21 protein-coding genes, 1 tRNA gene and 1 riboswitch are annotated in these 23,936 nt (G+C 71.4%); of the genes, 10 read left to right on the top strand and 12 right to left on the bottom strand.

The features are described 5' to 3' along the window. Positions 1–3 precede the first annotated feature (3 nt). Both AB0910_RS15620 and AB0910_RS15615 read right to left on the bottom strand, forming a co-directional pair. Entirely contained in the window at positions 4–369 is a 366-nt protein-coding gene (locus AB0910_RS15620) for a DUF6412 domain-containing protein (protein WP_366745128.1), read from the bottom strand. 211 nt (positions 370–580) lie between these two features. Next, entirely contained in the window at positions 581–1,111 is a 531-nt protein-coding gene (locus tag AB0910_RS15615) for a helix-turn-helix domain-containing protein (protein ID WP_366745127.1), read from the bottom strand. Between the two features lie 219 nt (positions 1,112–1,330). Between AB0910_RS15615 and AB0910_RS15610 the strand changes: the two genes are divergently transcribed. Further along, positions 1,331–2,695 (top strand): MFS transporter, encoded by a 1,365-nt coding sequence (locus tag AB0910_RS15610; RefSeq protein ID WP_366745227.1) that lies wholly within the window; start codon positions 1,331–1,333, stop codon positions 2,693–2,695. 186 nt (positions 2,696–2,881) lie between these two features. Here AB0910_RS15610 and AB0910_RS15605 read toward each other — a convergent pair whose 3' ends face one another. Both AB0910_RS15605 and AB0910_RS15600 read right to left on the bottom strand, forming a co-directional pair. Further along, positions 2,882–4,393 (bottom strand): sodium:solute symporter family protein, encoded by a 1,512-nt coding sequence (locus AB0910_RS15605; protein ID WP_366745126.1) that lies wholly within the window; start codon positions 4,391–4,393, stop codon positions 2,882–2,884. Continuing rightward, positions 4,390–4,602 (bottom strand): DUF3311 domain-containing protein, encoded by a 213-nt coding sequence (locus tag AB0910_RS15600; protein WP_366745125.1) that lies wholly within the window; start codon positions 4,600–4,602, stop codon positions 4,390–4,392. Before AB0910_RS15600 ends, AB0910_RS15605 begins: the two co-directional genes overlap by 4 nt. Positions 4,603–4,697: 95 nt before the next feature. Between AB0910_RS15600 and AB0910_RS15595 the strand changes: the two genes are divergently transcribed. The 4 genes from AB0910_RS15595 (at position 4,698) to AB0910_RS15580 (ending at position 10,258) form a co-directional block, all read left to right on the top strand. Then, on the top strand, positions 4,698–5,711 hold the full coding sequence (locus tag AB0910_RS15595; protein ID WP_366745124.1) for an SEC-C domain-containing protein: 1,014 nt from the start codon (positions 4,698–4,700) through the stop codon (positions 5,709–5,711). Positions 5,712–5,802: 91 nt separating this feature from the next. Then, the gene (locus AB0910_RS15590) at positions 5,803–8,937 is read left to right on the top strand and encodes a DUF3427 domain-containing protein (protein WP_366745226.1); all 3,135 of its coding nucleotides are present in this window, start codon (positions 5,803–5,805) and stop codon (positions 8,935–8,937) included. Between the two features lie 91 nt (positions 8,938–9,028). Next, positions 9,029–9,748, top strand: coding sequence for a phosphoglycerate mutase family protein (locus AB0910_RS15585; protein ID WP_366745123.1), 720 nt, complete (start codon positions 9,029–9,031; stop codon positions 9,746–9,748). A gap of 201 nt (positions 9,749–9,949) precedes the next feature. Beyond that, on the top strand, positions 9,950–10,258 hold the full coding sequence (locus AB0910_RS15580; RefSeq protein WP_366745122.1) for a hypothetical protein: 309 nt from the start codon (positions 9,950–9,952) through the stop codon (positions 10,256–10,258). 273 nt (positions 10,259–10,531) lie between these two features. Here AB0910_RS15580 and AB0910_RS15575 read toward each other — a convergent pair whose 3' ends face one another. Next, positions 10,532–11,977, bottom strand: coding sequence for a DUF445 domain-containing protein (locus tag AB0910_RS15575; RefSeq protein WP_366745121.1), 1,446 nt, complete (start codon positions 11,975–11,977; stop codon positions 10,532–10,534). A 214-nt stretch (positions 11,978–12,191) separates the two neighbouring features. On the opposite strand from AB0910_RS15575, the gene AB0910_RS15570 reads away from it, so the two are divergent. Continuing rightward, on the top strand, positions 12,192–13,589 hold the full coding sequence (locus AB0910_RS15570) for an SGNH/GDSL hydrolase family protein (protein WP_366745120.1): 1,398 nt from the start codon (positions 12,192–12,194) through the stop codon (positions 13,587–13,589). Positions 13,590–13,625: 36 nt separating this feature from the next. On the opposite strand, the gene AB0910_RS15565 is transcribed toward AB0910_RS15570, so the two are convergent. The 4 genes from AB0910_RS15565 to AB0910_RS15550 all read right to left on the bottom strand — a co-directional run bounded on the left by AB0910_RS15565 (position 13,626) and on the right by AB0910_RS15550 (position 17,351). Next, positions 13,626–14,504, bottom strand: coding sequence for a DUF1707 domain-containing protein (locus tag AB0910_RS15565; RefSeq protein ID WP_366745119.1), 879 nt, complete (start codon positions 14,502–14,504; stop codon positions 13,626–13,628). A gap of 85 nt (positions 14,505–14,589) precedes the next feature. Beyond that, entirely contained in the window at positions 14,590–15,594 is a 1,005-nt protein-coding gene (locus AB0910_RS15560; protein ID WP_366745118.1) for an ATP-binding cassette domain-containing protein, read from the bottom strand. 61 nt (positions 15,595–15,655) lie between these two features. After that, complete coding sequence (locus AB0910_RS15555; protein WP_366745225.1) at positions 15,656–16,420, bottom strand: ABC transporter permease; 765 nt, start codon at positions 16,418–16,420, stop codon at positions 15,656–15,658. Positions 16,421–16,550: 130 nt separating this feature from the next. Then, positions 16,551–17,351 carry an ABC-2 family transporter protein gene (locus tag AB0910_RS15550; RefSeq protein WP_366745117.1) on the bottom strand — a complete coding sequence of 267 codons (801 nt, stop codon included), beginning with the start codon at positions 17,349–17,351 and terminating at the stop codon, positions 16,551–16,553. A gap of 285 nt (positions 17,352–17,636) precedes the next feature. Here AB0910_RS15550 and AB0910_RS15545 point away from each other — a divergent pair, with 285 nt between their 5' ends. Then, the gene (locus tag AB0910_RS15545) at positions 17,637–20,153 is read left to right on the top strand and encodes a transglycosylase domain-containing protein (RefSeq protein WP_366745116.1); all 2,517 of its coding nucleotides are present in this window, start codon (positions 17,637–17,639) and stop codon (positions 20,151–20,153) included. 112 nt (positions 20,154–20,265) lie between these two features. Here the strand turns inward: AB0910_RS15545 and AB0910_RS15540 are convergent, their stop codons facing one another. The 3 genes from AB0910_RS15540 to AB0910_RS15530 all read right to left on the bottom strand — a co-directional run bounded on the left by AB0910_RS15540 (position 20,266) and on the right by AB0910_RS15530 (position 21,444). Next, a complete protein-coding gene (locus AB0910_RS15540) occupies positions 20,266–20,589 on the bottom strand; it encodes a multidrug efflux SMR transporter (protein ID WP_366745115.1) in 324 nt (107 codons plus the stop codon). 33 nt (positions 20,590–20,622) lie between these two features. Then, a riboswitch (guanidine-III (ykkC-III) riboswitch) is annotated at positions 20,623–20,696 on the bottom strand. A gap of 12 nt (positions 20,697–20,708) precedes the next feature. Further along, on the bottom strand, positions 20,709–21,011 hold the full coding sequence (locus AB0910_RS15535) for a co-chaperone GroES (protein WP_345648904.1): 303 nt from the start codon (positions 21,009–21,011) through the stop codon (positions 20,709–20,711). A gap of 106 nt (positions 21,012–21,117) precedes the next feature. Then, positions 21,118–21,444, bottom strand: a complete 327-nt coding sequence (locus tag AB0910_RS15530; RefSeq protein ID WP_366745114.1) for a DUF3618 domain-containing protein — start codon at positions 21,442–21,444, stop codon at positions 21,118–21,120. Between the two features lie 195 nt (positions 21,445–21,639). Between AB0910_RS15530 and bcp the strand changes: the two genes are divergently transcribed. From bcp to AB0910_RS15515, 3 genes are all read left to right on the top strand, one after another. After that, the gene (gene bcp / locus AB0910_RS15525; RefSeq protein ID WP_366745113.1) at positions 21,640–22,107 is read left to right on the top strand and encodes a thioredoxin-dependent thiol peroxidase; all 468 of its coding nucleotides are present in this window, start codon (positions 21,640–21,642) and stop codon (positions 22,105–22,107) included. Positions 22,108–22,221: 114 nt separating this feature from the next. Then, positions 22,222–23,724, top strand: a complete 1,503-nt coding sequence (gene proP, locus AB0910_RS15520; RefSeq protein WP_366745112.1) for a glycine betaine/L-proline transporter ProP — start codon at positions 22,222–22,224, stop codon at positions 23,722–23,724. Positions 23,725–23,803: 79 nt separating this feature from the next. Further along, positions 23,804–23,887, top strand: a tRNA-Leu gene (locus tag AB0910_RS15515). The last annotated feature ends 49 nt before the right edge of the window (positions 23,888–23,936 follow it).

Raw genomic sequence — 23,936 nt, 5'->3', positions numbered from 1 at the left:
GAGTTACGCGGCCGTCGGAGGGCGGCGGCCGGGCGCTCGGGGGCGGGTGCGCCCCCTGGCGTCGGGATCCCGCTGGGGAAGGAACGCGGTGCGTATCGCGCGGTCGCGCATGGCCGTGCGCACCCGGTGGCGCGGCACCGGCGGAGCCGTCCGGGCGGCGGCGACCACGCACAGCGCGAGCGCGACGCAGGCGGCGGCGGTCGCGGCGACCGCAACGGCCGAGGGCATCAGGAGGCCGGGCGAGGACAGCAGTATCTGGGCGAGCACCAGGAACACCAGGGCTCCGGACCACAGTCCGGACGACCGCACGCCACGCCGCGCGGAACTCTCCGCGCCCGCGCGGGACACCCGCGCCACCGATCGGCGCATCAGCACTCACCTCCCCCTTCCGGACCGGCACTTCGGACCGCCGCTCGGACTACCGCCCGGGCCGGCGATCCGGCGTGCCGCTCTCAGACTGCCACGGGCTTCAGACTGCCACGAGGGGGCCGCGGCCGTTTCCCGGGCCCTGTCTTCTTGGACACGCGCCGGCCGGAAACGTCACGCACCCGCGGCAACCGCATCCCCCTCGCCGGCTGCCCTACCCGCGCTCGACGTCGAGCCGGGTGAGGAGCCTGTGGGGCCGCAACAGGGCCCGGCTCACCGGGTTCTCCGGCTCCGGGTCGAGGTCGCGGCCCGGCACGAGGAGCACGTCCTCGACCGGCACGACGCGCCCACAGGCCGTGCACTGCCCGTGCGGGTCGAGCTGCGCGCCGCAGTCCGCGTGGACGAAGGAGCGCAGCGTCGGCACCCCGTCCACGTGCGCGGTCCCCCACGTGCCGAGCGACAGCAGGACCGGCCAGAGCGCGACCCCCCGCTCCGTCAGGACGTACTCGTCGCGCGGGGGCGACTCCTGGTACCTGCGCCTGTCCAGCACGCCCGCCTGTTCGAGGGCGCGGAGCCGCGCGGCCAGCACGGCGCGCGGGATGCCGAGGTGGGCCAGGAAGTCGTTGTACCGCGTCACGCCGTAGAAGGCGTCCCGCACGACCAGGAGCGTCCAGCGCTCGCCGATGACCTCAAGGGCGCGGGCGATGGAGCAGTGCTGCTGCGCGTAGTCCTTTCCCAGAGCCATGGCACCCACCCTACTCTCCTAGGTTCATTCATCGAACCTACCGTGTTACGGTCGTTCCGTTCGAAGGTTCGTTGAACGAACTCACAGCTCCCGTCCCCGGGCCCCTGTCACGGAGGCACAGCCATGCCCCGCCCTTCCGACCCCGTCACCACTGACGCCACTGACACCGCCGCCGTCACCGCCGCCACCCGCCCCCAGGAGGCCGCCGAGGGCAGGACCATGGCGCACCCCGGTGTCTCGCCGAACGCCCGCGGCACCCTGATCGCCACCCTGGCCGCGACCTTCGTGGCGCTGATGGGCTACACGGCGCCGCTGCTCACCGTGCCGGCGCTCGCCACCACCTTCCACACCTCGCTGTCGGCCCAGGCGTGGCTGCTCAACGGCACCCCGCTAGGCCTCGCCGCCCTGCTGCTGGTGGCCGGGGGCCTCGCCGACGACTTCGGCAGGCGCAGGGTGTTCCTCGCCGGGACCGTGACGCTCGCGGTCACCACGGCCCTCAGCGGCCTCACCGACGACACCCTCCTCTTCACCCTCACCCGCGTCGCCCAGGGCGCGGCGAGCGCGGCGATCCTCGCGACCAGCCTCGGCCTCATAGCCCACGCGTTCCCCGCGGGCCCCGCCCGCCTCAGGGCCACCGGGGCCTGGGGCGCCACCGTCAGCGGCGGCATCGCGCTCGGCCCGCTCCTGGCCGCCGCACTGAACGGTTTCGGCTGGCGCGTGCTCTACGCGGTGCTCGGCGTGGCCGCCCTCGCCGCGGGCGGCTACGCGTCCCGCGTCCTCTCGGAGTCGCGCGCGCCGCACCGCGCCCGCCCCGACCTGCCGGGCGCCGCGGCGCTCGGGCTCGCCTTCACCGCCCTGCTCACGGCGCTCACCCTGGGCCGCAACGGCTGGCTGTGCCCGTCCGTCCTGCTGCTCCTCGCCGCGACGGCCGCCCTGCTCGGCGTCTTCGCGCTGATCGAGCGGCGCACGGCCGCACCGCTGCTCGACCTGGGGCTGCTGCGGCACGCGCCGTTCCAGTCGTCGGTCATCGGGGCGCTGTTCACCGGGCTCGCGGTGATCGGGTTCTTCAGCTACCTGCCGGTGGTCGTGGAGGGCGCACTGCGCCTGTCCGTCCTCCAGACGGCGTGGATCGTACTGCTGTGGGCCGGGACCGCGGCGGTCGTCGCGTACCAGGCGAAGCGCCTGCACGCGCGGTTCGCCGTGCGGCACCAGATGGCGGCCGGGTTCCTCCTGCACGCCGTCGGCATCCTCGGCATGCTGGGCGCGGTCGGCGCGCTGTCCGAGGCGCGGCTGCTGCCCGGCGTGTTCGTCGCGGGGCTCGGCAGCGGGTTGCTGAACGCCGCGCTGCCCAGGCTGTCCGTCGAGTCGGTGCCCGCGCTGCGTACCGCGATGGGCTCGGGCGCGAACAACACGGCGCGCTACATCGGCTCGTCCGCGGGTGTCGCGCTGACGCTGGCGCTTGTCACATCGGCGGGCACCGCCGCCCACGGCCTGGACATCGCCATCGCGGTGATGGCCGGGGTGTCCGTGCTCGGCGCCCTGCTCGTCGTGGCGCTGCGCGGACGCGGGGCCGCGGCGGCCTGAGCGGCGCCGGCGGCGACGCGGGCGCCCCGAAGGTGGGCCCGCGGGACCTGGCCCCGCGAGCCCCCCGGTGGCGGCCGCCCCGACCAGCCGGGAGTCCTCCCACGGCGGGTGCCCCGACCCGGCGGGCGCCCCGACCCGGCAGCGGCCGCGACAGGACCCCACCGCCGCGCCGGGCGCCCGCCCGGCCTACGCCGCCTCCGCCCCGCCCAACCCGACCCCGTCGTCGGCGAGCACCTCGGCGTCGGGGCGGGTGTCCGTCGCTGCGGATGCGGCGCCGGCCCCCGCGTACGTGAGCGAGAGCGCCACCAGCAGGTTGGCGGCGAGCCCGACGATGCCCGCGTTCACGCCCCACACCGGGTCGTGGCCGCCGAAGACCAGCACGCACACCAGCGCCACTCCGGCCGCGAGGCCGCCGAGCCCCGCGACGAGCGTGAAGCGCCGCCACACCAGCCCCAGCAGCACCATCGGCAGGAGCTGCGCCATCCCCTCGTAGCTGATGAGCGACAGCCGCACGAGCGTGTCGGGTGCCGCGTACGTGAGGACGAGCGCGAGCCCGCCCGCGATCACCACCACGGCCCTCGCCGCCGCGCGCTGCCGCCGCTCGCCGCTCAGGCGCGGCACGAGCGACAGCACGCTCCTGCCCCACATCGTGCCGATGACCAGCATGAACACCGCCATCGGGACGATCGAGGAGAGCGCGGCCGCCACCCCGACCACACCCACGGCCCAGGCGGGCAGCGCGTCCACGACGAGCCGGAACAGCGCGAGATCCGCATCGGAACCCGCGAGTCCGGGAACCACGAAGGTCGCGGCGAGCCCCAGCAGCATCGGCACGAAGAGCAGCACGTTGTACGCGGGCAGGAACACCGCGTTCCGCCGCAGTGTGTCGGCGCTCCGCGCGCCGAGGTACCCTGCGACGGTCGTCGGGAAGATGACCACCGTCACCGCGTTCATCAGCGACGTGGTGACGAACCAGGCGGTGCCCATCGTGCTGTGCCCGTGGCCCGGCAGGGTCAGCCACGCGGACCGCTCCCGTACGACGCGGTGCAGGAAGTCCCCGTACCCGTCGAAGTAGTGCAGCGGCACGTACACCACGAGGAAGGCCAGGGTCCCGATCACCAGCACGTCCTTCAGCACCGAGACCCAGGCGCTGCCGCGCAGCCCGCTGACGACGACGAAGGCGGTGGTGACCGCGAAGCCGATGAAGTAGGCCCAGTCCAGGCTGATCGTGCCGTACGAGATGGTCGAGACGACCACCCCCATGCCGGTGATCTGGAGCTGGATGTACGGCAGCAGGAAGACCGTCGCGAGCAGCGCGGTCAGGGCGCCGAGCCAGGGCTTGCCGTACCGGTGGGCGATCAGGTCCGTGATGCCGACGAGACCGTGCCGCTTCGCGTACGACCAGAGCATCGGGCCCACCACGTACCCGACGGCGTAGCCGCAGGACATGTAGGCGATGACGTACAGGACCGGCGCCCCGAAGTCGTAGCCCCAGCCGGCGCCGCCGAGGTAGCTGAAGCTGGTGTAGCTCTCCCCCGCCATCAGCACCCAGATGAAGACGGCCCCCAGGCTCCGGCCGCCCACCGACCACTCGGTGATGCCGCCGCCCCGGCCGCGCCCGCGCACGGCGAGCAGGCCGAGGACGACGGTGAGGACCATGAAGGCCCCGAACACGGAGGTCGCGACGGCCGCGTTCACCGCTTCCCCCGCCCGGCAAGCGCCCTGCGGTCGCCCCGGTAGGCGGCCCAGACCGCGAACGGGGTGGCCACCACGGAGCCGAGCAGCCAGAACGCGAGGAACGGCAGGCCGCCGACCAGGGGATGGACCCGGTTCACCCAGGGCGGGGCGACCAGGAACAGCACAAAGGGGACGAGGAGCCAGAGGAGGTGGGGACGTCGTCGCAGCACCCGAGGACCCTAACCGCACGGCCGTGCACAAAGGAGCCCCGGACCTCACCCCCTCCTCCCACGCCGCAGCCCGTCTCCAGCAGTACGGTGTGGCCATGCGCCCCGACATGCCTGCCGACCACACGACGGAAGCCGAGCGCCTGCTGCGCACCGCGGCCCGCTACCCCGAGGACCAGGAGCCCCTGCTCCTCCAGGCGGCCGCCCACTTCGAACTGGCCGGCGCCAGAGACCGGGCCTCCGGGCTCTACGACCAGCTCCTCACGGCCGGGCAGGACCGGCCGGCCGCCGAGCACCCGCAGCTGGTGAAGGCGCTCAAGGCGGCCAACCTCTGGGAGATGGGCCACGAAGGGGAAGCTCGCGCGATCATGGACGGCGTCCAGCTCGCCGCCCCGCTCGAACCCACGCCGTGGGAGATCATCGCGGGCTGCCTGGAGCGGCACGACGAGCCCGAGGCCGCGCACGACATCTTCACCGAGGCGCTGAACCTGCTGCTGACGCCGGGCGAGGAGGTCCCGTACGCGACCCACGCGCTCCTCATCGGCCGCCACCGCACCCGCCGCGTGCTCGGCCTGCCCCACGACGCCTGGGACACGCTCGCCGACAAGGTCAACCCGACGTCCGTACCGCTCGACGAGCTCCACGACCCGAAGCGGCTGTGGGCGCTCGGCTCGGACAACCCTGACGAGCTCCAGGCCGAGATCAACCGGCTCCGCGCCGAACTCGGCTCGTACCGCACGGCCCTGTCGCGGCCCTTCCCCGTCGCGGTCCTGCACTGGCCCGAGGCCGAACTCGCCGAGCTGATCGCGGCGTACCCGCCGCTCGCCGAGGAGTACCCCTCCCACGAGATCCACCTGGCGCGCGTCGAGACCGCCCTGCGCGAGCTCGCCGCCGCCGGCACCCCCAATCTGGGCGTCGTCACCGGCACGGTCCCCTCGTACGAGGCCTTCGCGGCCTCCGAGGCGCTCCCGCCGACCACCGCCTCCCTGCTCCCCCTCTACGCCACCACCCTCGCCGCCCGCGGCCGCGCCGTCCCCTGGCCCCCGCCCCGCAACGCCACCTGCTGGTGCGCGTCGGGCAAGCCGTACCGCCTGTGCCACGGGGCGGCGTGAGGGCTCAGTCGGTCTTCCCCTCTCACCACGTCTGTCAGGGCAAGCTGGTAGAACGGCATGACTGGCGTCGGCGCGATGAGGGAGATGCGGGATAGTGGACACACGGGCTGGCTCTCCTGCTCTTGGCCTCTACGAGCAGTTGATCACCTTGCGGCTCGAAGAACGCTTGGCAGACCTCGACGGCACTGAAATACACGCCATTGAAAAGGTTGTGGGTACCGAATCAGTGCCACACGTACTGGCTCGCCATGTGGCCGAGACCGTGCGGGAAGTGCTTCAAAGACTGCCAGAATTGGAACGGGTTCACGCTGCGAACCACATCTTGGAAGCGATTAGCACACTACCGGGGGCGCGCGAGTGGGTCGACTTGGTCGCGAGCGGACCTCGTCAACTCCTAGCCTTGGCAAGGAGACATGCACCCGGCGTCTACGAGGTCCGTCCCGCTACTCCCCTCTCCGATGCAGCTCTGCTCACCAATGCACCTGAGGACCCAAGTCTTGGTTTCGAGTTGCGTGCCGAGCTCGCAACAGCAAACCGAGTTGACCTTTTGTGCGCCTTTGTAAAGTGGCATGGTATCCGCCTCTTGGAGAGCTCTCTTCGCTCCGCTAGGGACCGCGGCGTGCCGGTACGCGTGATTACTACAACGTACATGGGGGCCACTGAGCAGCGGGCGCTTGACCGCCTGGTGGAAGAGTTCGGGGCAGAAGTAAAAATTAATTATGAGATTCGCTCGACACGCCTCCATGCCAAGGCATGGCTCTTCCGGCGCGACTCCGGCTACGATACCGCCTACGTAGGCAGCTCGAATCTATCTCGTGCCGCGCTAGTAGACGGCTTGGAATGGAACGTCCGCCTCTCATCCATCGCAACTCCCGATGCCCTGCATAAGTTTGAGGCAACGTACGATTCCTACTGGAGTGAACCTGCCTTCAAAACATACAACCCAAATTCCGATGCATCACAGCTGAAACTGGCGCTTGATCAAGCAGCCATCGGTGACTCAGGCGCCAGCATCCGAAAGATCAGCCTTTCGGGCTTGGATGTTCGGCCTTATCCGCACCAGCAGGAAATGCTTGAACTTCTTGAGCTCGAACGGACCGTTCACAAGAGGAACAAAAATCTTTTGGTAGCGGCTACTGGCACCGGCAAGACAATCATGGCCGCTCTCGATTATAAGAATCTCCGCAAGAAGGCAGGAAGGGATCTTCGACTCCTTTTCATCGCCCATCGCAAGGAGATCCTCACTCAATCCCAGCGAGCATTCCAGGAAGTTCTCAGCGACGGAAATTTTGGGGAACAGCTCGCAGACGGCCAAGTCCCAGGTGACTGGAATCATGTTTTTGCTAGTGTCCAATCGCTGACACGTCGCTCGCTCGAAGACATCACCTCCGATCGTTTTGATGTCATTATTATCGATGAGTTTCACCACGGCACTGCAGATACCTATCGAAGGATTGTTGGGCACTTCAAGGCCAAAGAACTACTTGCGCTCACAGCGACACCTGAGCGCACAGACGGATTTACTATTCAAGACGAGTTCTTTGACGGGAGAATCGCCGCCGAAATGCGCCTATGGGAGGCGCTAGAAAAGGATCTCCTGACGCCATTTCATTATTTCGGAATCGCCGATTCAACCGACCTCTCTACCGTACGCTGGTCCCGCGGATCTTACGATAAAGAATCCCTCAGCGAAACGCTGACCGGAAACGAAAACCGCGCACGTACCATCATTAAGTCGGTGGTTGAAAAAGTGGCCGATCCTTGCCGTATGCGTGCTCTCGGATTCTGCGTAAGCGTTGCACACGCGCGCTATATGGCCGACTACTTTCAGCAGGCAGGAATTAATTCCGTCGCACTCTCAGGTGAGACACATCGCGATGACCGCGCAAAGGCACTGGCCGATCTTGCCGCAGGAAGAATTCAAGTCATCTTTTCAGTCGATCTTTTCAATGAAGGGCTGGACGTACCGAGCGTTGACACGCTTCTCCTGCTGCGCCCGACTTCCAGCGCCACACTCTTTCTGCAGCAACTGGGCCGTGGATTGCGTCGATGCGACGGGAAAGCCGTGCTGACCGTGTTGGACTTCATTGGCCAACACCGCCAGGAATTCCGTTTCGAGAATCAATTCAAAGCAATGACGGATCTGTCCAAGCGCCGTCTCATCTCTGCGATCGAGGCCGACTTCCCAAGACTCCCTTCCGGTTGCGCCATTATTCTTGAGAAGAAATCCAAGGAGCGTATCCTTCGGAATATTCGCCAGCAGGTGGAAGCCAATATAAGCCAGCTCGCCACGGAAGCACGTAGCTATCGCAGCTTGCGACTTGCAGAATACCTACAGGAAAGCGGGCGTGATATTTCGGAACTATATCGCGCCGGTCGCTCCTGGACTAAGGTACTACGCAAGGGTGGGCTGCTCTCTACGCCGGAAGTCCCCGGCGAGGGCGCACTACTAAAAAGAGTTTCAGCTTTCCTTCATGTCGATGACCCTGACCGGGTCGAAACCTACACTCGCCTTCTCGCAGAGGACGCACCGGCCTACCACGACCTATCAATGGAAGATCAATCATTTGCCCGCATGATGTTTTTCAATTTCTGGCCGGATGCAGGTGGATTCACCACGTACACAGCTGGGCTCAACGCACTGAGACCACAAGAAACTGTACGCGAAGAAGTGCGTCAAGTTCTTGCTTACAGTGGTAATCGCCTGAACCATCTCACTTCCTCATTGGACTCTACAGATAACGCTTTTCCACTCCGTATTCACGCCTCCTATAATCGATCAGAGATTCTTTCAGCAATCGGTGACGCGTCCATCGACGGTCACCTTCCTGCCAACTCTGGCGGCGGGGTGTGCTGGTGCCCTCGCACTCGAACAGACGCCCTACTGATCACACTTGAGAAGGACGAGAAGGACTTCTCCCCTCAGACGCGGTACAAGGATTACGCCCTCAGCGCCACACAATTTCACTGGGAATCCCAAGGCAGAACCTCCGAACATTCCTCAACAGGCTTGAGGTATCAAAAGCACAAGGCTCAAGGAAGCCAGGTTCTTTTGTTTGTCCGTCGGTTCAAGTACATCGACGGAACTCGCCCACAGCCTTGGATGTTTCTAGGCCGCGCCGACTACAACAGCCACAAGGGCAGCAATCCCATGGGCATCATCTGGGATCTCCATACGTCACTCCCAGCCGACGTGCAGACATACGCAATCATCGCCACCGCCTAACAGACGATCCAAGACACATACAGAGGAGGAGCGGCAGGTGGGCGAGCGTGGCGCGGGGCAACGGGGCCCGGGGCTCCGGCGGTTGAGTGTGGTGCGGCATGGGGAGAGCGTCGCGAACGCGGTGTTCGCGCGGGCCGTGGCCGCGGGGGACGCCGGGCTCGTGGTGGAGGGCACGGACGCGCAGGTGGGGCTGACGGAGCGCGGGGTGCGCGAGGCCGGGGCGCTGGGGCGGTGGCTCGCCGGGGCCGGCGCGGAGCGGCCCGGCCTCGCGGTGGTGTCGCCCTATGCGCGGGCGCTGCGGACCTGGGAGGAGATGGCGGGCGCGGCCGAGCGGGCGGGGGCCGAGGTGCCTGCGGCGCTGGTGGACGAGCGGCTGCGGGACCGGGAGACGGGGGTGCTCGAACTGCTGCCGCCGCCCGCCGTCGCGGCGCGCGCGCCCGAGGAGGCGGCGCGGCGCGAGCGCCTCGGGGACTGGTTCTACCGGCCGCCGGGCGGGGAGTCGCTCGCCGATGTGGTGCTGCGGGTACGGGACTTCCTCACGGAGCTGCGGGCGGAGCCGCCCTGCGCCCATGTCCTGCTGGTGGCCCACGACTCCGTGGCGGTCGCGGTCCGGCAGGTGCTCGCCGGCATCGGCGCACCGCCCCCGGCGGACGCGCCGGTGCCCAACGCCTCGGTGTCGGTGTGGGAGCGCGATCCCGGGGACGGCAACGGGGACGGTGCCGGGGACGGCGGGCGGCTGCGGCTCGTGGAGTTCGGCGGCGTACGGCATCTCGGCGCGGGGCACGGGCCCGGCCGCGGCCCGGGGGCGTGACGCCCGGCCGGGGCGTGCGGCGGGCCCGAGCCGCGGGCTGCGTCCGGGAGTGGCGCACTTCTCGCCGGGGAGCGGGGCGGCCGGGCGGGTGCGCTGGTTAGGCTCGGCCGTGTTCACAGTGTGAAGACCGGTCACCCGGCGGCGGCGGCGCGTCGCCGGCGGGGGCCAGCGAGGACGGCAGAAGTGGCGAAGGTGGCAGCGTTGGCGAAGGTTCCGGGGGCGGCCCCAGCGGCGGCCGCCGCGGCCGGCGGGCTGGTCGGCGGGTTCGCCGTCGCCCGGTGGACGAAGAAGCGGCAGCTGGGCGGCGTGGCGCTGCTCGCCGGGGGCACGGCGGCGGCGTGGCAGTGGCAGCGGGCTTCCGGCACGGCGGCGACGGCCGGGCTGAGCGCGGCCTACCTGGCCGCGTTCGCGGGGTCGCACCTGCTGGCGAAGAAGATCGGGGCCTGGCCCTCGGTGTTCACCGTGGCGGGCGGTGTCGCCGCCGCCTCCTATGCCGTGACACGCCGCTGACCGCACGCCGCGCGCCCGGCCCCTCCGCGGGCGCCCGGCCCCTCCGCGGGCGCCCGGCCCCTTCGCAGGCGCCCGGCCCCTGGCCCCTCCGCGCGCGCCGGGCGCGCGCGGAGGGGCCGCGCCCGGAACGCGCGACCTGACCTGGGCGGTGCCGGGCCCGCGAGGCCGCCGGAGCGCTCCGCCGCCCGCCCCAGGCGCCGGGCACGGCCGCTCAGGGGCCCGGCGCCCCGGCCGCGCCGCAGGCCGGCCGGTCGGCGCACCGCCGGTCGGGTGTCAGGCGCCCAGGGCCTGGGAGAGCGTGTAGATCAAGAGGCCGGCCAGGGCGCCGACGACCGTGCCGTTGATGCGGATGAACTGCAGGTCGCGGCCGATGTGGGCCTCGATCTTGCGTGACGTGTCGTCCGCGTCCCAGCTCTTGACGGTGTCGGTGATCAGCGACGTGATCTCGCCGCGGTACGTGGAGACCACGTAGGAAGCCGCGTCCTCGACCCAGCCCTCCAGCTTGCCCTGGAGGCGCTCGTCGCTCGCGAGCCGCCTCCCCAGGCCGAGCAGCGAGGAGCGGGCGCGCAGCCGCAGCGCGCTGCGTTCGTCCTCGGCGGCCGAGATGATCATGGAGCGTACGGAGGACCAGGCCGAGGCGATGACGTCCTGGACCTCGGGGCGTGCGATCAGCTCCGACTTCAGCCGCTCGATCCTGCCCCTGGTCTCCGTGTCCGACTGGAGGTCGGACGCGAAGTCCTTGAGGAAGCGGTCGATCGCGCCGCGCGCCGGGTGCGAGGGCATGTCGCGCATCTCGGTGACGAAGCGCAGCAGCTCCTTGTAGACGCGGTCGCCGATGCGCCGGTCCACGAATTTGGGGGTCCAGCCGGGCGCCCCGCCCTGCACGGCGTCCATCACCGAGTCCTCGTGGGCGATCAGCCACTGCCTGCCGCGTACGCAGATCAGGTCGACCGCGCGGTGGTGCGCGCCGTCCGCGACGACCCGGTCGAGGGTCTTGCCGATGACGGGTGCGACCTCGGCGGCCTCGGCGCGCCGGGTGATGGCGTCGCCGACGACCGCCTGCACGTCGGAGTCGCGCAGGACGGTGATCGCGCCGCGCAGCGCGGTCGCGAGCTCCTCGGTGACCCGGTCGGCGTGCTCGGGCTCCGCGAGCCAGGCGCCGATCCTGCGCCCGATGCCGAGGGCGCGCAGCCGGGCGCGTACGACGTCGGAGGAGAGGAAGTTCTCGCCGACGAACTGGGCGAGCGAGGCGCCCAGTTGGTCCTTCTTGTTGGGGATGATCGCCGTGTGCGGGATGGGCAGGCCGAGGGGTCTGCGAAACAGCGCGGTCACGGCGAACCAGTCGGCGAGCGCGCCGACCATGCCCGCCTCCGCCGCCGCGGCCACATAGCCGGTCCAGCCGCCGGCGCCCGCGTGCCTGCCCCAGGTGGCCAGCGTGTAGACGGCGGCGACGAGGACGAGCAGCGCGGTCGCCGTGGTCTTCATCCGCCGCACGCCCCGGCGCTTCTCCTCGTCCGCCGCGGTGTACGAGAACGACGGCAGGCCGCCGCCGGCCCGCCCGCGCCCGGCCGCGCGAGGAGCCCCCTCCCCGCCGACCGCCGGGCCCCGGGGGCCCTCGGCCCCACCGCCCTCCGGGCCGCCGTCCGCACCGGCCGCCCGGGTCCCGGCGTTCGCCGCCGAGTCGCCTTCGGCGCCCCGCCCCGTCTCACCGCGTTCCATCCGCTCCACCCGTCCGTGCCCGTCCCTGCCCGTAGCCGCTCCACCCGTGTCCTTACGCGAACGCACACGCTCGCACACGGCACGTAATCGACCGGCTCCTTGGAACCTCCTGTACGCATTGTCCCTCTTGACTGGTGACTCCCCGAGCGCGCGCCGAGTTCCCCCGCCGTGCTGGATGATGGTGCTGTAGACAGAGGCGAGGTGAGACCAGGGCATGACGAACCAACGTGGCCTGGCCCTGTTCGGAGCGTTGATCGCCCTGGTGGGCCTGGTGTGTGCCGGCATCTTCGTCGGCCTCGGGCCGGGGCGCGGCCTCGCCCACCAGGTGTCGGCGGGGCTCGCCGGGCAGGACGGCTCGGGGCCCGCGGTCTCGACGGACGGGCGCAACAGCGGGGCGGGCGGCACGGGCACGGGTACCGGCACCGGCCGGCTGCCGCACCAGGCGGCCCCCGCGGCCTCCGGCGGCTGGGTCGGCACCTGGGCGGCCGGCGCCGCGGGCGCCGAGCCCGACGCGCCCCGCGGGCTGCCCGACCAGTCCATCCGCAACGTCGTGCACACCAGCATCGGCGGCAGCGCCGCCCGCATCACCTTCTCGAACCTCTACGGCACCGCGCCGCTGCTGGTCGCGCACGCCTCGGTCGCGGTCGCCGAGGGCGGCGGCCCCTCCGCCGTGCCCGGCACCATGCGGCGCCTGGTCTTCGGCACGGCGCGGACCCCGCAGGTCACGATCCCGGCGGGCCGGCAGGCCGTGAGCGACCCGGTGGCGCTCGCCGTGCCCGCCGACGCCGACCTGCTGCTGACGCTGTACACGCCCGCCGCCGGCGGCCCCGCCTCGTACCACTCGCACGCGCAGCAGACCTCGTACGTCGCGCGCGGCGACCGCACGGAGGAGACGTCGGGCGCCGCGTACGCCGTGCCGACGCCGTACTGGCGCTACGTCACCTCCGTGGACGTGGAGAACCGGCAGGCCGCCGGCACGGTCGTGGCCTTCGGCGACTCGATCACGGACGGCATCGGCTCGCTCGTGAACGGCAACCACCGGTGGCCCAACTTCCTCGCCGACCGCGTGCGGGACAGCTCCTACGGCCGCTACGGCGTGGTGGACGAGGGCATCGGAGGCAACCAGGTCCTGCGGGACGCCTCCGTGCTGCGCAACGGCCGCAGCGGCGTGGTCCGCTTCGCCGAGGACGCGCTCGGCCGGCCAGGGGTGCGGGCCGTCTTCGTCGACCTCGGGGTCAACGACATCCTGCACGGGCACGAGCTCAGCGGCGCGCCCATCGTGGCGGGGCTGCGCGACCTGACCCGGCAGGCGCACGCGCACGGGGTGCGGGTGGTCGGTTCGACGCTCACGCCGTTCGGGGCGCACGTGGGCTACAACGCCACGAAGGAGCGGGTGCGGAACGAGGTCAACGCGGCGATCCGCGGCGGTGGCGTGTTCGACGCGGTCGTCGACTTCGACCGGGTGCTGCGCGACCCGTACGCCCCCGACCGGCTGCTGCCCGCCTACGACTCGGGCGACGGGCTGCACCCGAGCGACGCGGGCTACCAGGCGATGGCGTCCGCCGTCGACCTGCGCTCCCTGCTGGGCACGCACACACCGACCGCGACCTGAGCCCCGGCCCTGCCGGGGCCCGCAGCGGCCCCCGGCTCAGAGTTCCTTGCCGCCGGGGCGGCCCCTGCGGCGCTCCTCCTGGCGCGCCCTGCGCTCCTCGCGGATCTCGTCGTGGCGCGCCCTGCGCTCCTCGCGACGCTCCTCCTGGCGGGCCCTGTGCTGCTCGTGGCGGGCCATCCGCTCCTCGTAGGACTCCTGTCCCGCGGCGAGCCGCTCGCGCTTGCGTGCCTCCTTGAGGCGGCGGCGCTCCTGCTTGCGCAGCTTGCGCTCGACGCCGACGCCACCCATCAGCGCGAGGCCCGTCACGATGACCTTCGGGGCGTCGGGTCCCGGCGCGATGTCGGCCACGTCGTCCCGGTCGGGCACCGCGCCGAAGCCGCCCATGAAGCCGAAGCCGCGCACCTCGACGTCGAGGTCGGGTGGCACGGTGACCTGCACGCCGCCCATGACGGCGACGCAGCGGATCACGGTCAGCGGCGCCTCGAACCGCGCCTCGCGCAGGTCGATCTCGCCGCCGCCCATGAACACCGTCGCGTTGAAGCGGCGGCCCACCGTCCAGTTGCCCTTGCGGCCGAAGCCGCCGAGGAAGCCGAAGCCGCCGCGCGAGGTGGCGGGCCCGCCGACCCGCTCCGCCCAGCGGCCCGCGGCGGCGGGCTCCGCCGCGGTCGACGCGACGACGCCGCCGGCCCGCGCCGTGCCGGGCTCCGGCAGGTCGCGCACGAGGGGCACCAACTCCCCGTGCGTGCGCGCCCCGTAGGCGAGGCCGAGCCGCTCGTCGAACTCCGCCATGTCGAGCCTGCCCTCGGCCACCGCGTCCCGCAGCCGCTCGGCGACCTGCTCGCGCTCCGCGTCCGACGCCCTGGTCTCCGGTGGGTGGGCCGGCTCGGCACGGCGCTCGGGCGGTTCGCTCGTCATGGCGGTCAGCCTAGCCAACGGCCGGGGCCCGGCATACGGTCGCGCGGCCGCCGGGACCCGGCCCCGGCAGCGCGGCGGGGAGGCGTCAGGCGCCCGCCCGTTCGCCGTACATCCTGGCGATCACGGACTCGATGTCCGGCTCCCGCACCGAGAGGTCGACCAGCGGGTAGGCGGCCGCCACCCGGGCCACCAGCGGCGCGGCCGACTGCGTCGCGGGGAACGCCAGATACTGCCGGGTGCCCTCCACCCGCACCACGCGCACACCGGGCGTGCCGGGCAGTTCGACGGGCGGCGTCTCGCGCTCCAGGTCGACGACGAGGGTGCGTTCGCCGCCGCCCGCCTCGTGGAGCCCCGCCGTCGAGCCGTCGTAGAGCAGGCGGCCGTGGTCGATCACCATGACCCGCCCGCAGAGCTGCTCGATGTCCTGGAGGTCGTGGGTGGTCAGCAGCACCGTGGTGCCCCGGTCGCGGTTGAGTTCGCGGAGGAACTCCCGTACGCGGGTCTTGGAGATGACGTCGAGGCCGATCGTCGGCTCGTCCAGGTACAGCACGTCGGGGTCGTGCAGCAGGGCGGCGGCGATGTCGCCGCGCATCCGCTGGCCGAGCGAGAGCTGCCGTACGGGCACCCTCAACAGGTCGCCGAGATCGAGGAGTTCGACACACCGGTCGAGGTTGGCGCGGAACCTGGCGTCCGGCACCCGGTACATGCGGTGCGCGAGCCGGTACGAGTCGATCAGCGGCAGGTCCCACCAGAGCATGGTGCGTTGGCCGAACACCACGCCGATGCGCGAGGCCAGCCTGGTCCGTTCGCGCGCCGGGTCGATGCCGGCGACCCGCACCCGGCCGCCGCTCGGCGTCAGGATGCCCGTCAGCATCTTGATCGTGGTCGACTTGCCCGCGCCGTTGGGGCCGATGTAGCCGACCATCTCGCCGCGCGCCACGCGGAAGCTGATGCCGTCGACCGCGCGCACCCGCTGTCGCTCGCGGCGGAACCTGCCGGCCCGCCGCCGCACGTCGAACACCTTCTCCAGGCCGTCGAGTTCGATGAACCCGTCGTCCGCCGCCCACTGTCCTGTCCCGTCGCCGCCCACTGCCCGCACTCTCCCTCCGTCGCCGTCCCAAGCCGTCACCGCGCCCGTACCGTCCGCCGCCTCAACTGCCCGTGCTGCGGTACGACCTGACGCCGAGCCGCCACAGCGCGCCGGCCCCCGCGCAGCACACGGCGGCGACCGCGGGCGCGAGGAAGGCCGTCCACCGCGGCAGGCCCTCCGGCATCGGGCGGTCGAGCACGTAGAGCGCGGGCAGCCAGTTGACGAAGGCGAGCGGCACCACGAACGTCACCCCGCGCACCAGGTCCTGCGCGAACAGGCCCGGCGGGTACTGGAGCAGCGTCGTGCCGCCGTAGGTGAACGCGCTCTGCACCTCGGCCGCGTCCTGCGCCCAGAACTGGAAGGCGGCGCCCACCACGAACACCGCGGCGAAGATCAGGGCCCCGCACAGCAGCATCACCGGCAGGAGCGCGACGCGCACCGGGGTCCAGTCGATGCCCGCGGCGGCGAGCGCGTAGCCGAGGACGGCGCCGCCCTGCACCACCCGGCCGATCCGCCGGGCGGCGAAGCGGTCCGCGGCGACCTGCGCGAGCACCGGCGCGGGGCGCAGCAGGAAGGTGTCGAGCGTGCCGTCGCGCACCCGCGCGCCGAGGCGGTCGGTCGAGCCCAGGAAGAGGTCGACGAGCCCGAAGGAGGTGGCGGAGGTGCCGTACAGGAAGGCGATCTGGGCGAGCGAGAACCCGCCGAGCGCGTGGACCTGCGAGAACATCAGCAGAATGGTCACGAAGTCGAAGGCCGTCGCCACGAGGTTGCCGAGCGCGGTCACCGCGAAGGACAGCCGGTAGGTGAGCTGCGACCTGATGCCCATGGCGACGATCAGCCCGTACGCCCGCAGGCCCTCCCGCAACCGTCCCGGCGCCGTCCGCCCCTCCGCCGCAGGTGCGCCCTGCGGCGCGAGCGCGTCGAGGGGCGCGCCGATGCCGCCCGTGCCCGTGTCCTCAGCCACCCTGGACCACCAGCCTGCGGGTCGCCGCGGTCTGGAGCACCCGGCCGAGCGCGAGCAGCACGACGGCCCAGGCCGCCTGGAACCCGTACACGCCTGCCACCGCCCAGCCCCTTTCCGTGCCGAGCAGCACGTCGGCGGGGAGCTGGAGCTGCGCCGACCACGGCAGGGCGCGCGCGACCTGGCCGAGCAGGCCGGGGAAGACGTTCAGCGGCAGGAGCATCCCCGACCAGAAGGTGGCCGCGAGCCGGGACAGCTGGAGGGCGCCGGTGCCGTCGAGGAGCCAGAAGCCGCTGAGGCCGACGACGTAGCGGATCGCGAAGCTCACCACGTTGCCCAGCAGGACGGCGCCGAGGAAGGCCGCCCAGACCAGCGGGTCCGCGGGCAGCGCGAGGTCGAAGAAGAGGGCGCCCACGGCCACCGGCACCGCGCCGCGCGCGAGCAGCTGGAAGACGGCCCTGCCGAGGTCCTGGGCGAGCCACCACAGCTGCAGGTCGGCGGGGCGGTAGAGGTCGACGGCGATGTCGCCCGAGCGGATGCGGTCGAGCAGGTCGTCCTCGAAGCCGCCGCCCATGATCCCGGAGGCGGCGAGCAGCCCCTGGCTGACCCAGACGTACGTCATCGCCTCGGCGAGTCCGTAGCCGCCGAGGTGCGGCCGCAGGTGCCAGAGGGCCGTGTAGGTGTACGCGATGATGAAGCCGAAGGCGGTGTTGGTGAACAGGCCGGCGACGGTGGCCGTCCGGTACGTCGCGTACCGGCGGAACGCACCCGCCCAGACGACGGCGTACAGCCGCACGACGCCCCCTCTCCCCCATCCGCCCTGACCCAAACGAAAGACCCTAGCCGACCCGCCCTCCGGGAGGCGACGGATTTTCCCCGGGCCGGGAGGCCCGCCGGATCCTCCGCCGGATTCCCTCAGGGGACCGAGGCGCATGAGAGCCAATCGGGGGCAGAGGGGCCACAGGTGCGGTGCACACCGGGCGAAGCATGGGAGAAAAGAGACACCGCACCAGCGCACCCGATACGACACCGTTATGCCGGAGCGTGCACCTCCGGGCGCGGTTGAGGAGTCTTCCCACACATGAGTGACGAGCCATCCCAGCAGGGCGGCGACCAGCCGGGGCCCGCGGCGGGCGCCGGGGACGCGTCCCCCGCGGACGCCCCGCCGCAGCGCCCGGGGAAGCGGCGGCGCACCGGCTGGCGCAGGGCGCTGCCGACGTGGCGCATGGTGCTGTTCGGGGTGCTGGCCCTCCTGGTGCTCGTGGTCGGCGGCTTCATCGCGGGCTACAACCTGGTGGACATCCCGCCCGCCAACGCGGCGGCGACCGCCCAGTCCAACGTGTTCCTGTACAAGGACGGCACCCAGATCGCCCGCGACGGCGACGTCAACCGGGAGAACGTGCCGCTGTCGCAGGTGCCGTTGACCGTGCGGCGCGCCGTGCTGGCTGCGGAGGACCGCGACTTCTACGGGGAACCCGCGGTCGACCCGCTCGGCATGGTGCGCGCCGCCTGGAACACCCTCACGGGCAAGGGCACGCAGGGCGGCTCGACCATCACCCAGCAGTACGTGAAGAACTACTACCTGGGCCAGGAGCAGACAGTGGTCCGCAAGGTCAAGGAGTTCTTCATCGCGGTCAAGCTCAACCGCGAGCAGTCCAAGGAGCAGATTCTCCAGGGCTATCTGAACACCAGCTACTTCGGGCGCAACGCCTACGGCATCCAGGCGGCCGCGCAGGCGTACTACGGCAAGGACATCGGCGGCACCGACGGCCTCGGCACCGCGCAGGGCGCGTACCTGGCGTCGCTGCTCAACGCGCCGAGCGAGTTCGACGTGGTCGCGCACCCGGAGAACCAGGGCGCGGCGAAGGACCGCTGGAACTACGTGCTGGACGGCATGGTCAAGAAGCACTGGCTCAGCACCCCGGCCCGCGCGAAGCTCGCCTTCCCCACGCCGAAGCGCTACGCGGGCCCCTCGCGCGCCGGCCTGTCCGGGCAGCGCGGCTATGTCGTCGAAGCGGTCAAGGACTACCTCACGAGCAACAAGATCATCGACGAGGACACCCTCGCGAGCGGCGGCTACCGGATCACCACCACGCTCCAGCGGTCCAAGCAGGACGCGCTGGTCCAGGCGGTCGACGACAACGTCAACTCCAAGCTGGACAAGGACCGCAAGGCCGACAGGAACGTCCGGGTGGGCGGTGCGTCGGTCGACCCCGCGACGGGCGACGTCGTCGCCCTGTACGGCGGCATCGACTACACGAAGCAGTACGTCGACAACGCCACCCGCCGCGACTACCAGGTCGGCTCCACCTTCAAGCCGTTCGTCCTCGCCTCGGCCATCCAGAACGGCTCGCGGACGCAGGGCGGCGAGCGCATCACACCGAACACCACGTACAACGGCGACAACCACCGCATGGTGCAGGGCCCCGACGGGCCCACCGGCTACGCCCCCGCCAACGAGGACGACCGCGACTACGGCGACATCAGCGTGCGCACCGCGACCAACAAGTCGGTCAACGCGGTGTACGCGCAGCTCGCCGAGGACGTCGGGCCCTCCACGGTGGAACACACCGCGGTCGGCCTCGGCATCCCCGCCACCACCCCCGACCTGACGGCGACCCCGTCGATCGCGCTCGGCCCGGCCACCGCGAGCGTCCTCGACATGGCCCAGGCGTACGCGACGCTCGCCCACCACGGGCAGCGGCAGGCGTACTCGCTGGTCGCGAACGTCACCAAGAACGGCGACAGGATCTCCCTGCCGCACCGCCCGGCCACCCGGGCCGTCAGCAGGCAGGCCGCGGACACCACGACGTCGGTGCTGCGCTCGGTGGTCGACAGCAGCGACGGCACCGGCACCGCCGCGCAGGCCGCGGGGCGCCCCGCGGCGGGCAAGACCGGCACGGCGGAGGACGACCAGGCGGCCTGGTTCGCCGGGTACACACCTGACCTGACGACGGTCGTCTCGCTGATGGGGGCCGACCCCGACACCGCGAAGCACAAGCCGCTGTACGGGGCGCTCGGCCAGGCCCGCATCAACGGCGGCGGGCCGCCCGCGCAGATCTGGGGCCAGTACACGGCGGCCGCCCTGAAGGGCTCAGCCGCCAAGAAGTTCGACCTGCACCTCCAGCGCGGCGCCGCGCAGCACGACGAGCCCTCCGACCGCCCGTCGGACCGGCCGACCGGTTCGAGTTCGGCGCCCGCCACCACAGGCGGCGACGACGGCGGCGCGGACGACGGCGGGCAGAACGGCGCGGGCGGCGGCACCGGCGGCGCGGACGACGGCGGCGCCACCGGCGGCGACGACGGCGGTTCGGGCGACGGCGGCCAGAGCCCCGCGGGCGGCCAGACAGGCGACGGCGGCACGGAAGGCGGGGGCGGCACCGGAGGCACGGACACCGGAGGCGGCGCGGGCGGCGACAACGGCGGCGGCACGGACGGCGGGACGGGCGGGAGCGGTGACAACGGGGGCGGCACGGGCGGCGGCACCGGCGACGGCGGCGGCACGGACGGCGGCGGTCCCGGCGGCGCCGGCGGCCCGACCGGCGGGCCCGCGGAGCCTCCGGGCGGCAGCGTCCCCGGGCTCACCCGCACCGGCTGACGGGGCGCCAGCCGGCCGCGGCGGCCGGTGAAGTGCCCGCCTCCCGCCGCCGAGGCGACGGCCGGGGCGGGCGCTTCCCCCGGGCGGGACACGGCCCACCGGCGGGCGCGGTCTAGCCGTCGCCCGAGGTCGCCTCCAGACCGACGACCGCCACGACCAGCAGGCAGACGAAGAAGATCCGGGCCGCGGTCACCGGCTCGTGCAGCACGGCCATGCCGACGACGGCCGCGCCGACCGCGCCGATGCCGACCCACACGCCGTACGCGGTCCCGATCGGCAGGGACTTCGCGGCCTGCGCGAGCAGCACCATGCTCGCGGTGACACCGACGGCGGTGAACACGCTCGGCCACAGCCGGGTGAACCCGTCACTGAACTTCAAAGCGATCGACCAGACGACCTCGAGGGCCCCGGCCACCAGCAACAACACCCACGCCACGACGGCACCTCCGGCAGAGCGGACTGCGAACAGGGTGCGTCGTCTTTGCCTTCGCCCGGTACGGCGCGTCTCGTCGGGCGTTCCCCCCGACCGTAGCAAAGGCCCCGGTCGTGGCGCCGCTACAGGTAGAGCCCCGTCGCGTCCTCCGAGCCCTCGAACCGGTCGGCGGCCACCGCGTGCAGGTCGCGCTCGCGCATCAGCACGTACGCGACGCCGCGCACCTCGACCTCCGCGCGGTCCTCCGGGTCGTACAGCACCCGGTCGCCGGGCTCCACCGTGCGCACGTTCTGGCCCACGGCCACCACCTCGGCCCAGGCGAGCCGCCTGCCGACCGCCGCGGTCGCCGGGATCACGATGCCGCCTGACGAACGCCGCTCGCCCTCCGGGATGTCCGTTCTGACCAGCACGCGGTCGTGCAGCATCCGGATGGGCAGCTTCTCGTGGGTGTTCTCGCTCACGGCGAAGAACCTACCCGGCGGGGCCGCGGCGGCCCGCCCCAGGGTGGGCGGCCGCCGCGGCCCCGTACGCTCAGCGGCCGCGCCGCCGCAGCGACACCGTCAGCAGCCCGGCCACGCCCACCAGGAGCAGCGCGGCCGGCACGACCCGTTCGAGGCGTGGCGCGCCCTCGTCGTCGACGAACTGCGCCTTCACGTCCGAGACCACGCGGTTCACGGCCACGAACGCGCGGCCCGCCGTCTGGTCCACCGTGGAGGCCACCCGGGCCCTGGCGTCGCCCACGATCGTCTTCGGGTGCACCCGCACCCCGATCTCGTCGAGCGTCTCGGCAAGCTGCCCCCTGCGGCGGACGATGTCCGCCTCGATCTGCGCAGGGGTCCTCGCATCGGCATCCGACACCGCGCCGCCTCCGTCGTCCCTCGTCGTGTTTCCGGTACACCCGCACCGACCTGTGGGCCACAGTCTGTCAGTTCCGCCGCCCCCGCACCCGTCGGCACCCCCGTTACGCTCGGCGGCGTACATCCCGGCGTGCGCTCGGGCACGGCGTGGTGTACGCCGTACCGCACGACTTCCCGCACCTCACGGAGAAATCCCATGAGCGAACGCCTCAGCCCCGGCGACACCGCCCCCGACTTCACGCTTCCCGACGCCGACGGGACCAGCGTGTCGCTCGCCGGCCACCGGGGCCGCAAGGTCATCGTGTACTTCTACCCGGCCGCCCTCACCCCCGGCTGCACGAAGCAGGCCTGCGACTTCACGGACAACCTGGACGCCCTCGCGGGATCGGGTTACGACGTCATCGGGATCTCCCCGGACAAGCCGGAGAAACTTGCGAAGTTCCGCGAGAAGGAGAACCTGAGAGTGACGCTTCTCAGCGATCCCTCGAAAGGCGTCCTTGAGTCGTACGGCGCCTACGGGGAGAAGATGATGTACGGAAAGGCGGTGACCGGCGTCATCCGCTCGACGATCGTCGTGGACGAGGAGGGCAAGGTCGAGCGGGCCTTCTACAACGTGCGGGCCACGGGCCACGTCGCGAAGATCATCAAGGACCTGGGAATCTGACACACCCGCCACACCATGTGACCGGGGTCGCACTTCGGTGCGGCCCGGGTTTGCGGACGCTTGAAACGCGCAGAAGGTTCCACTGGACTTTGTTGTACGCAGAAAGGAACCGCCATGGCCGGCCAGGACTACGAAGAGGTGGCCGACCGGGCTGCGGTCCGGCGCCACCCCACCCTGTTCCGGACGATCAAGCAGCGGCGCAACCCACGTCTGCGCAGGTCGGACATTACTGTCACGGATGAGGCGGCGGTTAAGCGGGCGGTCAAAGCGGCGGCGCTCGGCAACGCCATGGAGTGGTACGACTTCGGTATCTACAGCTACATGGCAGGGACGATCGGCAAAGTCTTCTTCCCCGGCGGCCACGGCTCGGTCCAGCTGCTGCTGACCTTCGCCACCTTCGCCATCTCCTTCCTGGTGCGGCCGCTCGGCAGCGTGGTCCTCGGCCCCCTCGGCGACAAGCTCGGCAGACAGCGGGTGCTCGCGCTGACCATGCTGATGATGGCGTTCGGCACGTTCTTCATCGGCGTCCTGCCCTCGTACCACTCCATAGGCCTGTGGGCGCCCGCGCTGCTGATCCTGCTCCGTCTCGTGCAGGGCTTCTCCACCGGCGGCGAGTACGGCGGCGCGTCCACCTTCATCGCCGAGTACGCCCCGGACAAGCGCCGCGGCTTCTTCGGCAGCTTCCTGGAGTTCGGCACGCTCGCCGGCTACGTCGGCGCCGCGGGGCTCGTCACCCTGCTCACCGTCACTCTCGGCGACAGCGGCCTGGAGGGCTGGGGCTGGCGCCTGCCCTACCTGCTTGCGGGACCGCTCGGGATCATCGGCCTCTACCTGCGGCTGAAGCTCGACGAGACGCCCGCGTTCCAGAAGCTGTCCACGGAGAACGTCCGGGTGCGGGCGTCCGAGGCCGCCGACACCGTCGAGACCACCGCCAAGGGCGACCTCGCCAAGATCTTCAGGAACTACTGGCGGCCGCTTGTCCTGTGCGTCGCCCTGGTCGCCGCGTACAACATCACCGACTACATGCTGCTGTCGTACATGCCGACGTACCTCTCGGACGAGCTCGGCTACGGCACCACCCACGGCCTGCTGATCCTGCTGGGCGTGATGGTGGCGATGATGCTGCTGATCAACCAGGTGGGGCGGCTCAACGACCGCTACGGCAGGAAACCCCTGCTGCTCGCGGGCATGCTGGGCTTCCTGGTGCTCTCCATACCGTCGTTCCTGCTGATCAGGGAGGGCAACATCATCCTGATCATCATCGGTCTCGCGATGCTGGGCCTCTCGCTGGTCTGCCTGCTGGGGACCATGTCGGCGGCCCTGCCCGCGCTCTTTCCCACCCAGGTGCGCTACGGCGGCCTCTCGATCGGCTACAACGTCTCCACCTCGCTGTTCGGCGGTACGACCCCGCTGGTCATCACCGCCCTCATCGACATCGGCGGCACCAACCTGATGCCCGCCTACTACGCGACGGGCGCGGCGATCGTGGGCGTCATCGCCGTCCTGTTCATGAAGGAGACGGCGCAGCAGCCCCTCCAGGGCTCCCCGCCCTCGGTCTCCACCCCCGAGGAGGCCGCCGAGCTCGCCCACGAGCAGGCGCAGGAGCCCCGCTTCTGACCGCGGCGCCCGCGCCGCGTGGGCGCCACGCGGCGCCGTAGACTGAGGGCCGCCGGGCGCCGCACGCGGCCGGCGCTCCGCGGTGGTGGCGCAACGGCGACGCAGCAGACTTAGGATCTGTGGCCCTTGACCGGGCTTGAGGGTTCGAATCCCTTCCACCGCACGGCAACGGCCCGGGGCGGCGTCGGTACGGACGCGGCCCCGGGCCGTCC

Source organism: Streptomyces sp. NPDC047002 (assembly GCF_040704505.1).
In the GTDB taxonomy this organism is placed as follows: Bacteria; Actinomycetota; Actinomycetes; order Streptomycetales; family Streptomycetaceae; genus Streptomyces.
This window is presented reverse-complemented; position numbering and strand designations above follow the sequence as displayed.

Excerpts from the sequence above, each read along its gene's own strand:
- AB0910_RS15610 (WP_366745227.1), top strand. The coding sequence starts at position 1,331 with ATGGCGCACCCCGGTGTCTCGCCGAACGCCCGCGGCACCCTGATCGCC.
- AB0910_RS15565 (WP_366745119.1), bottom strand. The coding sequence starts at position 14,504 with ATGACGAGCGAACCGCCCGAGCGCCGTGCCGAGCCGGCCCACCCACCG.
- AB0910_RS15570 (WP_366745120.1), top strand. The coding sequence starts at position 12,192 with ATGACGAACCAACGTGGCCTGGCCCTGTTCGGAGCGTTGATCGCCCTG.
- AB0910_RS15555 (WP_366745225.1), bottom strand. The coding sequence starts at position 16,420 with ATGGGCATCAGGTCGCAGCTCACCTACCGGCTGTCCTTCGCGGTGACC.
- AB0910_RS15620 (WP_366745128.1), bottom strand. The coding sequence starts at position 369 with ATGCGCCGATCGGTGGCGCGGGTGTCCCGCGCGGGCGCGGAGAGTTCC.
- proP (WP_366745112.1), top strand. The coding sequence starts at position 22,222 with ATGGCCGGCCAGGACTACGAAGAGGTGGCCGACCGGGCTGCGGTCCGG.
- bcp (WP_366745113.1), top strand. The coding sequence starts at position 21,640 with ATGAGCGAACGCCTCAGCCCCGGCGACACCGCCCCCGACTTCACGCTT.
- AB0910_RS15595 (WP_366745124.1), top strand. The coding sequence starts at position 4,698 with ATGCGCCCCGACATGCCTGCCGACCACACGACGGAAGCCGAGCGCCTG.
- AB0910_RS15535 (WP_345648904.1), bottom strand. The coding sequence starts at position 21,011 with ATGCTGCACGACCGCGTGCTGGTCAGAACGGACATCCCGGAGGGCGAG.
- AB0910_RS15615 (WP_366745127.1), bottom strand. The coding sequence starts at position 1,111 with ATGGCTCTGGGAAAGGACTACGCGCAGCAGCACTGCTCCATCGCCCGC.
- AB0910_RS15575 (WP_366745121.1), bottom strand. The coding sequence starts at position 11,977 with ATGGAACGCGGTGAGACGGGGCGGGGCGCCGAAGGCGACTCGGCGGCG.
- AB0910_RS15545 (WP_366745116.1), top strand. The coding sequence starts at position 17,637 with ATGAGTGACGAGCCATCCCAGCAGGGCGGCGACCAGCCGGGGCCCGCG.